The following is a 13,405-nucleotide window of genomic DNA, read 5'->3' as shown; positions in this document are numbered from 1 at the left end:
CTATGAATATGAAAGGGAGGTGCTAAATATGGGGGAAACCATATTAAAAACGAATCAATTAACTAAAATATATAAAAAGCAAACAGTACTTCACGACGTATCAATCGAATTAAAAGAAGGACGTATTTATGGGCTTATTGGTGAAAATGGTGCGGGAAAATCAACCTTAATGAAGATTATTTCTGGTATTAGTTTTCAAACAGAAGGTTCATTTGAGTTATTTGGAAGATCAGCTGACAAGGAGATCCAACAGCAACGAAAACGTATTGCCAGCATGATTGAACAACCAGCGATTAGCCCTGATATGACTGCAAAAGGTAACCTTAAATATCATCGATTAATGCGGGGGATTCCGAATGAGGAGCTCGAGGATGAGATACTGCAATTGGTTGGATTGACAAGTACAAACAAAAAGAAAGCGAAGCATTTTTCGCTAGGAATGAAACAACGATTAGGTATAGCCATTGCGTTATTAACGAACCCAGAGCTATTGATTTTAGATGAGCCAGTAAATGGGTTAGATCCTATAGGTGTTGTTGAAATTCGTCAGCTTTTAACACGTCTTTGTGAAGAGCGACAGATGACGATTTTAATTTCGAGTCATAATTTACCGGAACTTTATCAAACAACTACTGATTATATCATTATTCATAAAGGGAAAATTATGAAACAAATGACTCAACAACAGCTCGACGAAGAATGTAGACATTATATTCGCATTGGTTGTACAGCTCCAGAAAAATGTGCACATGTATTAGAAACTATTCTTAAAACACAAAACTTTCAAGTCATGCCTAATAGAATGATTAAATTGTATGATTTCTTAGAAGATCTTGGGGATGTATCAACAGCATTATTTGAAAATGGAATAACACTTACGGAGTTTAGTCTACAAGGAGATACATTAGAGAACTACTTCCTTACGCTAATTGGAGGTGAGCGACATGTTTAATTTAGTACGTGCTTACCTCTATAAAACAACTAAATCTAAAATATTTTGGGTCTTACTGGCTCTTACAACATGTTCTGCAATCGCAATGTTTAGTATTGCCTATGGTATCGGCAATAACGCAATTAATGAAAGCATCAGCAACGTAGGTTTTTTATTATCTGATATGAATATGATGTCCATAGTAGGCGCAGTACTTGCCACTACACTAATTTGTTCAGACTTTGACACAAAAAATATCCATCATCCTATTATAAGCGGCTTTGCAAGAATCCAAATTGTCATAAGTAAAGCGATTGTTTTCTGGATCTTACTTATTGTTCTTGTAAGTCCTTATATCATCGTGACTATCATTGGGCTATCAATGGACAGCACGTTTAGTATGGGCGGGAAAGCAGCAGGTTTTTTAAGCATTTTAACTTTGACTACTAGTGGTATCTTTGGTGAATACGTAACAATAGTGATCACAATGATGATGGTCTACCTTGCTCAGTTAACGATTTGTATTTTACTTGCGTTTGCCTTAAGAAAATCGGTGCTTGTAGTAGCTGCGTATTATATGATGTCCATGTTCTTTGGGCAGGTGGCAAGCTTCCAAAATTCATTTGAGATGATGAATAAAATATTATCCTTTACACCCTATTCAGTGGAGTATATTACGCTTAATTTAAGCATGAGTAAAGGGGATATAATTTCGGCCGTTTCCGTTTGTGCCATGTTTATAGTAGTAGTGTTGTATTTAACATACATGACATTTAGAAAAGCAGAAATCAGATAAGGGGATGTAGGAAATGTGGATTGTGGCAATTGTAGTCATTGTAGGATTACTGTTTTATATTTTTTATATACAAAGGCAACTACGATTGATAAATGTACAATTGTCACAACGTCTACATGAGCAATATACGCAGCCAATTAGTGTCGAACTTTTAAACAAAGAAGTAAATCAACTTGTGGTAAATATAAATCGTATTTTAATAGAATCGCAAAAATCAAGGTCGTATATTAAACGGGAAGAAAAATACTATAAAGAAATGATTTCTAATATTTCTCATGATTTTCGTACCCCACTAACGGCAATCAAGGGCTATCAACAAATGCTTTTAAAAGAACCCTTAACAGAAAAGCAGCTCGCAAAGCTTGAAGTTGCACAAAAACATGTTGGAAGACTGGAGCAATTAGTAGAAACATTTTTTGAATATTCTTATTTGCATAGTAATGAAGATCAACCTAAAAAGAATCGTATCAATATATCAAATATTGTATTTGAAGAGATTGCCGGTGCCTATGCACAATTTGAAGAAAAAGGAATAGCCGTCAATTTGCCTAATTTTGAGCCACTCATTATAAACTCTGATGAAGAAATGCTTTTACGTATTGTGCAAAACTTAGTACGAAATAGCATTATGCATGCGCAAGGTGACGTAACTATCAAGCTATGGTTAGAAGAAGAACATGCCTATATCTGTTTTCAAAATCCGATTGACGAAAATATTCAACTAAATCCTAACCAGCTTTTTGATCGATTTTATACAACAGACAGTTCCAGACGTAAAAGCACTGGTTTAGGGCTATCTATAGTCAGGCTGCTAGCAGAAAAATTAGGTGGAAGTGCAACAGCAAAAATAGAAGATGGCATGATTGAGTTTTTAGTGTGCTTAAAAAAGAATAAGTAATATTAGTAGCCAAGAAGCTTAGTGCATCTTGGCTACTAATATTACTTAAAACGTCTATATCGAAAAGCTGGAAAAAACAATGACATAATCCTTATGGAAAACCATATCTATTTATGGTAATTATAGTATATGTTGTAGTGGTTATGATTACGGCAATCAATAATGATGGTCAAATTGAACAGATTGGGGCTTTTAAGACTTTAACCGCAAAAATAAACGATTTTAATTCTTGTTTAAGATGTGTCTCTATATCTACAAAATACAGAAAAGGCAAGGTTTATAGTATGAAAAGATAATAAGATAGGTACAAATAGCTTAGTTTTCAAAGGAGGAAACATTGTGAAGAAACTTGATTCTGAATTCAACTATCTAGAGGATATGTATGAAGATTCTTTCTTTCCATCATTTTTAGTCGATAAACTTAAATCTCATATTGTTAATGTAGTACATTTTATTGAGGAGAACAATTATACAATAGAAGAGATTCAAGAAAAATTAGACGAAATGACTATAGCGATCAATGAGCTACAAAATGAGTTTTATGAAAATGACAGTGAAATTGAAACGTTTGCACGAGATTCAATCGGATTAACAGTAGAAAAGATTTTACAATATTTTGAGATTGACATCGATATTGAAGAAGCTCTTAGAGAACGAGATTGGTGAAAAATTTTTATGTGATTTGAATTCCTTTTGTATCAACGGGTTTTAGAAAAGTATCGTTTGTTGACATCTGATAAGGCTCCATCTGGTCTGTTATTGTGCTGATGTTTACATAATGTTAGGGATAATTATTTATAAAGGTGGTAAAAAAATGAAGAGAATGCATGTTTTAGGTATGGTTGTTTTAACCGCATTATTGAGTGTAAGTGGGACGTTTTTGATTATGAAAAAGAACGATGAAAGCGAAAACTCTAAAAGTGCCGAGAGTGATTTAACTAGCGGTCAATCAATTTCAAAAGAACATGTTAAGGAAGAGTTTGTATCGACAGTGGATACGAATTTTGGTTGGGAAAATACTACGTATTCCAAAAAGATTGATGAATGGAAAAGTGGGGATGAACCCTTTATTGATAACCTAATGCAAGAAGTTATTCAAGAAATGTCACATCAAAAGATTATTGCAGATGAGAAAGAATCATCCATTATGATTACACCGAAAAGAATTGAACTTTTACTACAAATGGTAGAGGAAAATAAAGATGGATACGAACACAGTAATAAATATTTAGATATATTAAATCGTTGGAAACAAGGTGATTTTAAATCTGTTGATAAAGACCATAATGATATGTGGTTTATTCAAGGGACAAAAGAAGGTGGTATAGCCACTGGGATTTCTACAAAAGAACAAGAGAAAGATTATATATTCCAAGTCTTTAGTATTCCAATAGAAAAGCAGAGTTAATTTCTGCTTTTTTTGCGCTTGAAATTAGAGATAATTATTAATTGGTTTAGAAAAAAGATTTAAAAGAAACAAATAATATCTCACTACATTTCCTGCTGGAACGTAATTTAAGGTGAGTAGCAAAATTCTTTATCTAAGATACAAAGTAAATAGGGAAAGTGATAAAGTGTGAATAAAGAATGTAATAATCAAAAATTGGAAACCTGCATTCGCTATGGCTTAATCAATCATTTCAAATTTTTTGATTTACATAAAATCCTTAAAGAATATAAAGATGCCGGTGGTAAGCAAAATGATGCATATGTAGTGTTAGAAAGTTTAAGAGGAGACTTTAAGAAGGATTCTTCTGAAGATCTACTACTCGAATTATTAGATGTTGTAACCGGATTTTGTTCACCTCATCTATGGATATGGAAATGAAGTGTCTGAAAACCAATAGAAAACGAGATGCTCGTTCTTTCTCGGGATAGTTGTAGAAACATAGTAATTGAGTGTCTGGTGAGCCGGGTGTGTAACTTCAATAAAATACACTGTTTAGAAAGAGGTAGGTGTCATGACAAAGGTATTATTTAGGGAATCTATTTTTAGAGTTTCTAAACAGGGCGTTAGAAAAACACAACTTTGAAGGGCTTGAAAAAGAGATGTTCATAAGTGACATTACAATGTAAGCTTCCCCTTTTAAATCAAGCACTTTCGGAATGGTACAATGACCTACATAAATCTAAAGACATAATGTTTTATTGGACCAACGACTTCTATTTAATCGGTAAAAAAAATAGTCGTGATGACTATCGGAGTATTACGATGAAAACAGATTTATTTATAAAAGAGTGGCTTAAGCTTCTGCAGCAACTACGACAGATCTTGGGGGAAACCGGATACAATGTACCAATCTAGTAGATTTCTATTTGCTTGAAAATCTCGAAATATTTTATTCTTAATATATCTTTTAAAGTAGTAAGTAAAAGTTGTTGAAAGTTTAGGCGCTACAGTTTTGCCCCATTGGGTTCGGAAAAAGGGAAAAGATGAAGATAACAGATATTTTAAAGGCATTAGAGAACAGTGCCGAGATAAATAAGAAGAATTTATCATATTGCTGCGATACATAAAGGGGATGGAGGAACAATTACAACTAGTTTTCCAAATTTGCTGAACAAACAAGATTTTTGAGGAGGCCAGAAAAGCGATGATGTACATTGAGAAATGGTGGGGTAACTATATTGGAGGAACCGATGATACATTTACTTTAATCGACTATTTAGTTGACAGAGAATTTGAGTCGGATATTCCAACAGAAATAAACGTTAAAAATATTTTCCAAGACTTTCAACTGAATAATACTAGGGAAATAAAAGACTTACGCCAAACGAAAGACATTTACCGTATTATAGAAAAAGAATTTTTTCAAGATATAGGCTGCGTGATCAATTTGTTGATCGATATTACGGCTATTATTCTGGAATGTCAAAAAAACGGTAAGGTTCCTCTAACGGATTTAGGTGGCGGCATCATGGACAAAAATGCTGTTATTTCATTAAAAGTAGAAAAAGAAGAAATGGCTTTTTTGAGGGGAGTATTGGAAGATTTTATACATTACCCTTTAAGTTATGATTTGGCGGAGTTTTGCCCTGAAAATGATATGCGAGAAATTGCAAAGATATGCAAGGAGATTTTAGAAGAACTAAACATGTAAAATCTCAATTGAAATAGCGAAGAAAGAGAAATCAGAATTCTAATTCCGAGAGAGGTGTAACTATGAGTATTGGATTGAATGAGATATGGGATGGAAAAATCCCAGCAGATGAAATGAATTTAGCAGAATTATCCGATAAAATATGGGAGATCGGCGAACTGGATGCCATCCAAGAGAAGGTGTCGCCAGAGTTATTTCAACTTCACATCGCCATCAATACGATCGGTAACTGGCAGTGTGATGGCTGGGACGGTATCATCGCGTATCAGCCGCATCTTGTACCGTATATTTCCGAGGTTTTAGCGAAATTTGGTTTACAGCATTTGCAGAATGCTTTTGACGAAGTTATTGCGATTTTCCCAGATTTCATTACGTTTGAGGATGACTCACTTTATTGTGACATGATCAACTTCCTGCATAATATGCGACTTAAGGTAAGTGACGAACGTTTGAATGCGTATACGCAAGAAGAGCGTCAAGCCATGGTGACAAAATATCAGGAAAAGCTCAATCAATTGGATGAAATGACGGGACCTCTATGGGGATATGGTAGCCCTAGGGACGGTTGGGCCGTGATCTTTGATTACATAAAAAAATAGAAACGTTATATAAACAGCCCTTCGAAAAATGAAAATAGGTTGATGGGAATGATTACGCGCGATGGCAATATTCCTAGTTGTTATAAGTGATAGGATTCAAGCAAAGGATGTAAAAATTATAGAGAAGTCTATTACGTGGTCTCAAAATCATCCGATGTAGTTGGAGCGTTTAATGGAACATCTGCATCGTAATTAAATTAATGGATGAGATAACTTAAAAGAGAGGGTCATATGGGTATATACAAGACACAATTTGGAAGAGAAATGTCACTAAAGCTTTATGATAATCAATTGAAAAAATTGGAATATTCATATAAGGATGTTTTCGTTCATACTCGTTTTGGAAGAACACATATCATTGAAATTGGCAATCTATCGGGTGAACCATTGTTAGTATTTCATGGAGGGAATAGTACGACTGCCTATAATTTATTAATGTACAGATTTCTGCTTAAGAATTTTCATATCTATGCGGTTGATATTATTGGCCACCCTGGAAAAAGTGATGAGGTTAATCTCTCTCCTCGTAATGATGATTATGGAAAGTGGGCAAATGATGTGATAACAGCGCTTGGATTTGACAAAATAGCTTGTTTTGGGGTTTCGTTTGGAGGCGGAGTTCTGGCAAAACTGATGTGTACCGCACCAGAGAAAATAAAAAAATCCGTATTAATTGTGCCATCAGGTATTAACAATGCCTTTCCAATCAGTACTCTAAAAATGATGATACCACTACTCAAATATAAACTAACAAAGAAAGAAAAATATATAAAAAAAACAGCTTTATTTATGGCTATTAGAGAAGAAGTTCTTGATAAAGATACTTTGGATATGGTGAGAGATAGTTTTGATCATGTAAAAACAAAAGTAGGGATGCCATCCAATGTGAGTGAACAATTAATGCAACGGTGTAAAGCACCGACGCTTATTATGGCAGCAGAAAAAGATTGTTTATTTCCAGCGAAAAAAGTATTATCAAGAGCCAAAAGAATTATACCAAATAACACTGCTCATATGTTAAAAGGATGCGGACACATGCATATGATGCCAGATCTAGAAAAGAAAATGATCGTTGATTTTTTAAGTGTTTAGTAACTTTAAAGTCCGATCATTTCTTCCGAAACCTTCTAATTGTAGTATCGGCCATTCTTTTTTAAGACAGGCTGGCAAAGAGAAACCTTTAACGAATGGTTTAATAGGTGTGAAAAAAAGATGCCATCTAAATAAGAGAAGGCGTTAAAGAAAATGCTGATGAACTCTTTATTTAATTACAAAGTACGACAATAATTTGCTTTATTAATGCTGTTGCTCATCATGTAGTAGAGTGGTAGATTATCTTAAATGAAAGGAATGACGTTTTATATATGGGAAATACATATGCGATTTTTAAAAAAGAAGGTATTTTTTGTCCTACTTACCTAGAGGGGATTATGCATACAGAATTCTTTGAAAAAGATCCTTTTGAAGCAAGAGACTCCGATGATGGGGAATGGAGGAGCTCAAGAAATATTGTGACAGAGTTGCCAGAGGAAATATGGTTTGTTTCAAAAGATATAAAATATGATTTTGATTTAAGATGTGAGGTTGGTGGATTTTTTGTATCGTTAGAATTTCTAAACCTATTGCAGAAATTTGGAATTAACAATTTTCAATACACTAAAGTATATATGGTGAACAAGCATAAAGAAAGTATATCTTCAAAGGAATACTTTTATGTGCGTTTTTTTGATAAGTTAGAAGATGTAATAGATATGGAGAAATCAAATATTGAATTTTATAGGCAAAATGGACGTTTTAAAAAAATATGGGATTTACAATTGAAAGGTACAATTACTTTTCCTGACGTGTTTCTAATTAATAATATTAGACTATACAGTATGATGTTTTGTTCAGAAGAATTTAAAAAAGAGGCTGAAAAACTTAAATTGAAGGGAATTACCTTTGTCCCCTCAAATGAAGCTGATGTGTATAAGCCTTAGTATTAGAGCGACTATTTTTCAGGAAAGTTCGAAAACTTTTGTTTGAGAGAGGAGGGGAGATCAAAAGATGGTATTTTCTTTTTTTAAGAAAAAGAAAGAGCCGCAGCAATTGAAAAATAGAGTAGAGTTTTGTATGACAAACTTATCACTAGGTGCGGCAGATGCCTATGATGTATTAGTTGAAAGATCTGATATTGAAATAGAAGAATCGGGCTGTACATCACATTGTGAAATCTGTGAGCAAGGGATCTTCGCCATTGTCAATGGAGAAATCGTTACTGCAGATGATGCAGAGACGTTAGTGAAGGCAATTGATCAAGAAATTATACAAAATCCTCTTTATTGAATGAAAACAGCTTGTTAACATAAATCAACAAGCTGTTTTTTACTTTATGATGAATAGCGGTTATCTCCCGTTATTTTTACCAACCACGTACGTATTGCACTGGAGGTGTAACAGCTTCTCCTATTTCCTTAGCAGCATGAAGTGGCCAATAGGGATCGCGAAGGAGAACGCGTGCTAGGAAAATTAAGTCAGCACGATTGTTTTGTAAAATTTCCTCTGCTTGAATGGCTGTTGTAATAAATCCGACCGCACCAGTTGGAATATCAGCTCCATGCTTAATCGCTTCTGCATGAGGCACTTGGTAGCCTGGAAAAACGTTTATATGTGCTTGCACGACACCACCAGTAGAAACATCCACTAAATCAACACTTTGTGATTTCATCCAACGACTGAAGACGATAAAGTCATCCATTGTTGTACCATCTTCAGCATAATCTTCTGCGGAAACACGCACAAGCAAAGGACCTTCCCAAACACTGCGAATAGCATCGATGACTTGACGTAATAATCGATAACGATTTTCTTGGGAACCACCGTATTGGTCATTACGTTTATTCGTTGCTGGTGATAAAAATTCACTAATTAAATAGCCATGTGCACCATGGATTTCGAGAACATCAAAGCCTGCTTTAGCTGCTCGGACAGCTGCATGTTTAAAAGCTTCTATTACATATTCAATGTCTTCTAATGTCATCTCAGTAGGCGTTTTATAAGCATCGCTAAATGCAATGGCTGACGGTGCGAATATTTCACCATCTACAGTTGCTTTACGTCCAGCGTGTGCGAGCTGGATGCCGGTTTTTGCTCCGTATGCCTTCATTCCTTGAACTAATTGACGTAAACCTTCGATATGAGCATCATCCCAAATTCCAAGATCGTTACTAGATATACGACCTTCTGGAACAACACCCGTAGCTTCGACGATAATTAAACCAACTTGACCAGCAGCCCGGGTTGCATAATGTACTTGATGGAATGGTGTGACAAGCCCATCCTCCTGCGCCGAGTACATACACATCGGTGCCATTACAACACGATTTTTTAATAAGATATTTTGTAATTGGTAAGGTTCGAGTAATTTAGACAAAATAAAGCCCCCTAATCCCTAGTGATATACTTTTATTTTGCACCCATTATTTACTATTTGCAAGTAAACGAGATCGAGCTTCTGCTTCTTTAATACATGCTTCTATCGCTTCATTAAATTGATATTGTTCAAGAGCCTTAATTCCAGCTTCTGTTGTACCACCTGGACTTGTTACTTTACGGCGTAATACATCAGGTTCATCGACGGATTGCTTCAGCATTTCTGCAGTACCGGCAAGCGTTTGCGTCATTAATAGTCGTACTATATCCTTCGAGAGACCGACCTTTGTACCAACTCGTTCAAATGCCTCCATTAAATAATAAATATAAGCTGGGCCACTCCCTGAAAGTGCCGTTACAGCGTGTAATTGATCCTCTTCCACCTCAATAACTGAACCGACCGCCTCTAAAAGCTGTAAGAACATGGAGCGCTGTTCCGAAGTCACTTTGTCATTAAATGCAATTCCACTTGCAGACATCCCAATAGTAGCGGAAGTGTTAGGCATAACGCGAGCGACTGGGCGAGCCCCTAAATGTTCTATAATAGTTGCAATACCGATACCGGCTAAGATAGAAAGAACGGCTGACTGTTCTGTAATTTTAGGCTTTAGCTCACGCATCGCTGCAATGGCATCTTTAGGCTTCATCGCTAAAATAATTAAATCAGCTTGCTGGTAAATATCATGGTCAATATTGCAATTTATACCATATGTGTCGTGTAAAAAATGTAAGCGGTCTTTGTCTGAGCGATTGGTGACGTAAATTTCTTGCGCTGTAAATACTTTTTCTTTTATCCAGCCCTGAATCAATGCCTCTGCCATAGAGCCTGCACCTATAAATAGTATTTTTTTCATGATAAAACCTCCAGTTCAAATTCAATTTCGCCTTGGCGTAACTGCGTCAGGATTTTGAATTGTGCTAAGGCCTGCACGACGCAGGTCAGTTAGCCATTGTCGCAGGAAGCGACGGTTTTAGGCTAACATCCTTATATTCATTCCTTTGAAAATCCGTGACATCCGCCGGAGGCTTTGGGCCAACAAGATGTTGGTCACTCAGTCGTGTGTTGCTGCCGCTTCGCTTTAGCACAGATAAATTGCCACAGGACGTGGCGTTCTTAGACTGAGTTCCTCTATTTCAGCGGGTGTTTGGATATTTGTAGCTGTCGCTTCGCTTTCGCTACTAAAAAAATTGCTGAATGAAGATAAAAACAGCGCTCCCGTCCTTATAAAGAAGGACGAAAACGCTGTTGTTTCCGCGGTACCACCTTTGTTTGCCAATTGGCACAACTCATAGCCCTTTTATCGCAAGGGAGACGGTTATGTTTTCATAACTGCTCAGAAGTAGGTTCGGTAATGGGAGTGGGTGATGTTACTTTCAGCAAATGTAACACTCTCTAAGACACCTTCACCAATTACGTACTTGGCTTCATCAACGCATAAAAATAATTAGATTATTCAAAATTATATTGGTAAGACGTCAACCTGTCAACAGGAGGGTGACGAAAAGAAGAAAAACTTGTAAAATAGAATGAATCGGTGTTCACTAGTTGCATAAAGGGGGAAACAGCTTTTGTCTACATACAAAATAGAAATACCAACACCCTATGATGTAGGAGATGTAAATGCATTTGTTGTCAAAGGCGATGCATTGACAATTTTTGATGTTGGTCCAAAAACAATGGAAGCCTATGACGCGCTAAAATGGGGGATTCGCGCAGCGGGCTTTGACATGCGAGATATTGAACAGGTTGTGTTAACCCATCATCATCCAGATCATGCAGGTTGGGTGGATGCCTTTCCAAACGCAGAAATTTTAGGGCACGCCTATAACGATAAATGGCTTCGTCATGACGAGGATTTTTTACGTTACCATGTGCAGTTTTACAGTGAATGCTTATTTGAGCACGGTGTTCCTCAACAATATATCCAGCCGAGTGTACATGTCCGCCGTGAAATAGAGCTTGTAGGTGAACGACCATTAACACAAATTCTTAACGATGGGGATGAAGTGCCAGGACATCCTGGATTAAAGGCTATTGAAACTTTAGGACACGCACAAAGTCACTTAATCTTCTGGGATGAAAAAACGCACGATGTAATTGGTGGAGATTTATTGCTTGAAAAAATAACACCAAATCCGTTAATTGAGCCACCACTAGACCGTACATTAGGACGTACGAAATCGTTACTACAATATAATGAATCGCTAGAAATATTACGACGATTACCAGTTAAAACAATGTATACAGGACATGGCGCAGAGTTGCACAATATTCCTGATTTAATTGATAAACGATTAGAACGTCAGCATCAGCAAGCTTTGAAGGTTTGCGAATTATTTGGTGATGAATCATTAACTGCTGTACAAGTAACGAAGCGCTTTTACCCAGCAGTTTTTCAACGACAGCTTGGACTGACACTGTCTAAAACGCTCGGTTATTTAGATTACTTAGAGGCCAACAATTTGATTACATCTACAAAATCTGAAGAAGGTATTTATTTATTTCATAGAAAGTAGGTGTAAATATGAGCGTGAATAAAAAGACTATCTTCGTGACCGGTGCAACAAGTGGTGTTGGACTGAAAATAACAGAATTATTAGTAGCACAAGGCCATTCCGTTTATGCGACAGGCCGCAATACAGTGGCATTGAAAGCATTAGAACGCGTAGGGGCAAACGTGATCCAAGCAGATTTAACTGATTTAGCTACTATCGACGAAGTATGTGCACAGCTACCGCCTCTCGATGTAGCTATTTTATCTGCTGGGGTAGGTAAATTCGGTATTGCACCTGAATTAACAGATGAAGCTATTAGACAAATGGTAGAGCTAAATGTTAGTGTACCGATGTATTTAGCAAAACGTCTAGCAGCGCCTATGATACAACGTCAGCAAGGTCAGCTCATCTTCATCGGCTCGCAGGCAGGAAAGGTAGCGACACCTAAGGCAAGTGTTTATGCTGCTACTAAGCATGCGATTGTTGGCTTTACAAATGGGCTTCGCATGGAACTAGCTCCGTATAATGTGACAGTCACAGCGATACATCCAGGTCCAATCGATACACCTTTTTTAGACAAGGCGAGTGATGAAAGTGGTTATCGAGAGTCTTTAGGGAGGTTTTTATTAACAGCTGAAGAAGTGGCTCAAGCTACGATAAAAACAATCGGGCGCCCTGTGCGAGAGGTAAATTTACCGCGGATCATGGGGTTAACAAGTAAGCTATATGCAATGGCACCTGCAACCGTTGAATTTTTAGGTAAATCATTTTTTAATAAGAAGTAACGAAAAACTCAATTAAATAATATTAATCAAACTGTAAACATACTTTATGGCTCTACATGATAGAAAGAGCTTGTTTTTCGATAAAAGCCCAAAAAGTTTCGATAAAATGAGATTTTGTTTCGATAAAAGCTCAAATAGTTTCGATAAATCTTCAAAGTATTCCTATAAAACGAACGAAAGGAGCTTTAGCGATTCTGTTTTGCGGCTCGACATTAAGAAAAGAGTTGTCTCTTGCGCTGAGACAACTCTTTTTTGTATGTGGGCGTTAGGATATGCGAACCACTAGCTAAGTGCAATGGTGCCCAATCGCGCAAAAAACATCTGTTGCTCCGACCCTAAAGAAAGCGCACATCCGAAACGGAAATTAATACTATATACATTCATGTTG

The 13,405-nt window shown here is 36.4% G+C and carries 16 protein-coding genes; 14 read left to right on the top strand and 2 right to left on the bottom strand.

Going from position 1 to position 13,405, the window contains the following annotated elements; all coding sequences use genetic code 11:
* Positions 1-28 precede the first annotated feature (28 nt).
* The 12 genes from AC3WSK_RS07705 (at position 29) to AC3WSK_RS07650 (ending at position 8,650) form a co-directional block, all read left to right on the top strand.
* Entirely contained in the window at positions 29-952 is a 924-nt protein-coding gene (locus AC3WSK_RS07705; RefSeq protein WP_079562010.1) for an ATP-binding cassette domain-containing protein, read from the top strand.
* A complete protein-coding gene (locus tag AC3WSK_RS07700) occupies positions 945-1,727 on the top strand; it encodes a hypothetical protein (protein ID WP_079562011.1) in 783 nt (260 codons plus the stop codon). Before AC3WSK_RS07705 ends, AC3WSK_RS07700 begins: the two co-directional genes overlap by 8 nt.
* Positions 1,728-1,740: 13 nt before the next feature.
* Positions 1,741-2,625 carry a sensor histidine kinase gene (locus tag AC3WSK_RS07695; RefSeq protein WP_492412198.1) on the top strand — a complete coding sequence of 295 codons (885 nt, stop codon included), beginning with the start codon at positions 1,741-1,743 and terminating at the stop codon, positions 2,623-2,625.
* A gap of 339 nt (positions 2,626-2,964) precedes the next feature.
* Positions 2,965-3,291: a DUF5713 family protein gene (locus AC3WSK_RS07690; RefSeq protein ID WP_276207760.1), complete on the top strand. Its 327-nt coding sequence runs from the start codon at positions 2,965-2,967 to the stop codon at positions 3,289-3,291.
* A gap of 148 nt (positions 3,292-3,439) precedes the next feature.
* Positions 3,440-4,033: a DUF6241 domain-containing protein gene (locus AC3WSK_RS07685; RefSeq protein WP_079562013.1), complete on the top strand. Its 594-nt coding sequence runs from the start codon at positions 3,440-3,442 to the stop codon at positions 4,031-4,033.
* 168 nt (positions 4,034-4,201) lie between these two features.
* A complete protein-coding gene (locus tag AC3WSK_RS07680) occupies positions 4,202-4,453 on the top strand; it encodes a hypothetical protein (RefSeq protein ID WP_079562014.1) in 252 nt (83 codons plus the stop codon).
* Positions 4,454-4,684: 231 nt separating this feature from the next.
* Positions 4,685-4,930 carry a hypothetical protein gene (locus AC3WSK_RS07675; protein ID WP_079562015.1) on the top strand — a complete coding sequence of 82 codons (246 nt, stop codon included), beginning with the start codon at positions 4,685-4,687 and terminating at the stop codon, positions 4,928-4,930.
* 289 nt (positions 4,931-5,219) lie between these two features.
* Positions 5,220-5,726: an imm68 putative immunity domain-containing protein gene (locus tag AC3WSK_RS07670; protein WP_079562016.1), complete on the top strand. Its 507-nt coding sequence runs from the start codon at positions 5,220-5,222 to the stop codon at positions 5,724-5,726.
* Positions 5,727-5,788: 62 nt separating this feature from the next.
* A complete protein-coding gene (locus tag AC3WSK_RS07665; protein WP_079562017.1) occupies positions 5,789-6,325 on the top strand; it encodes a hypothetical protein in 537 nt (178 codons plus the stop codon).
* Between the two features lie 231 nt (positions 6,326-6,556).
* On the top strand, positions 6,557-7,417 hold the full coding sequence (locus AC3WSK_RS07660; protein WP_492412202.1) for an alpha/beta fold hydrolase: 861 nt from the start codon (positions 6,557-6,559) through the stop codon (positions 7,415-7,417).
* A gap of 272 nt (positions 7,418-7,689) precedes the next feature.
* Positions 7,690-8,304: an Imm43 family immunity protein gene (locus AC3WSK_RS07655; RefSeq protein ID WP_492412204.1), complete on the top strand. Its 615-nt coding sequence runs from the start codon at positions 7,690-7,692 to the stop codon at positions 8,302-8,304.
* Between the two features lie 67 nt (positions 8,305-8,371).
* Positions 8,372-8,650, top strand: a complete 279-nt coding sequence (locus tag AC3WSK_RS07650) for a YuzB family protein (RefSeq protein ID WP_427483743.1) — start codon at positions 8,372-8,374, stop codon at positions 8,648-8,650.
* 76 nt (positions 8,651-8,726) lie between these two features.
* Here the strand turns inward: AC3WSK_RS07650 and namA are convergent, their stop codons facing one another.
* Together namA and proC are read right to left on the bottom strand one after the other, a co-directional pair.
* Positions 8,727-9,737: an NADPH dehydrogenase NamA gene (gene namA, locus AC3WSK_RS07645; protein WP_427483742.1), complete on the bottom strand. Its 1,011-nt coding sequence runs from the start codon at positions 9,735-9,737 to the stop codon at positions 8,727-8,729.
* 46 nt (positions 9,738-9,783) lie between these two features.
* On the bottom strand, positions 9,784-10,590 hold the full coding sequence (gene proC / locus AC3WSK_RS07640) for a pyrroline-5-carboxylate reductase (protein ID WP_492412207.1): 807 nt from the start codon (positions 10,588-10,590) through the stop codon (positions 9,784-9,786).
* A gap of 715 nt (positions 10,591-11,305) precedes the next feature.
* On the opposite strand from proC, the gene AC3WSK_RS07635 reads away from it, so the two are divergent.
* Complete coding sequence (locus AC3WSK_RS07635; RefSeq protein ID WP_427483741.1) at positions 11,306-12,253, top strand: MBL fold metallo-hydrolase; 948 nt, start codon at positions 11,306-11,308, stop codon at positions 12,251-12,253.
* An 8-nt stretch (positions 12,254-12,261) separates the two neighbouring features.
* The gene (locus AC3WSK_RS07630) at positions 12,262-13,017 is read left to right on the top strand and encodes an SDR family NAD(P)-dependent oxidoreductase (protein ID WP_079562024.1); all 756 of its coding nucleotides are present in this window, start codon (positions 12,262-12,264) and stop codon (positions 13,015-13,017) included.
* Positions 13,018-13,405 lie beyond the last annotated feature (388 nt).

The sequence above is a fragment of the Lysinibacillus sp. EB271-A1-10B genome (assembly GCF_058791335.1).
The sequence above is the reverse complement of the archived record's forward strand: the minus strand, read 5'-3'. Positions and strand labels throughout refer to the sequence as shown.

Bases quoted from the DNA above. Each gene is read 5' to 3' on its own strand.
- AC3WSK_RS07705 (WP_079562010.1), top strand. From the start codon at position 29: ATGGGGGAAACCATATTAAAAACGAATCAATTAACTAAAATATATAAA.
- AC3WSK_RS07700 (WP_079562011.1), top strand. From the start codon at position 945: ATGTTTAATTTAGTACGTGCTTACCTCTATAAAACAACTAAATCTAAA.
- AC3WSK_RS07695 (WP_492412198.1), top strand. From the start codon at position 1,741: ATGTGGATTGTGGCAATTGTAGTCATTGTAGGATTACTGTTTTATATT.
- AC3WSK_RS07685 (WP_079562013.1), top strand. From the start codon at position 3,440: ATGAAGAGAATGCATGTTTTAGGTATGGTTGTTTTAACCGCATTATTG.
- AC3WSK_RS07670 (WP_079562016.1), top strand. From the start codon at position 5,220: ATGATGTACATTGAGAAATGGTGGGGTAACTATATTGGAGGAACCGAT.
- AC3WSK_RS07665 (WP_079562017.1), top strand. From the start codon at position 5,789: ATGAGTATTGGATTGAATGAGATATGGGATGGAAAAATCCCAGCAGAT.
- AC3WSK_RS07660 (WP_492412202.1), top strand. From the start codon at position 6,557: ATGGGTATATACAAGACACAATTTGGAAGAGAAATGTCACTAAAGCTT.
- AC3WSK_RS07655 (WP_492412204.1), top strand. From the start codon at position 7,690: ATGGGAAATACATATGCGATTTTTAAAAAAGAAGGTATTTTTTGTCCT.
- AC3WSK_RS07650 (WP_427483743.1), top strand. From the start codon at position 8,372: ATGGTATTTTCTTTTTTTAAGAAAAAGAAAGAGCCGCAGCAATTGAAA.
- proC (WP_492412207.1), bottom strand. From the start codon at position 10,590: ATGAAAAAAATACTATTTATAGGTGCAGGCTCTATGGCAGAGGCATTG.
- AC3WSK_RS07630 (WP_079562024.1), top strand. From the start codon at position 12,262: ATGAGCGTGAATAAAAAGACTATCTTCGTGACCGGTGCAACAAGTGGT.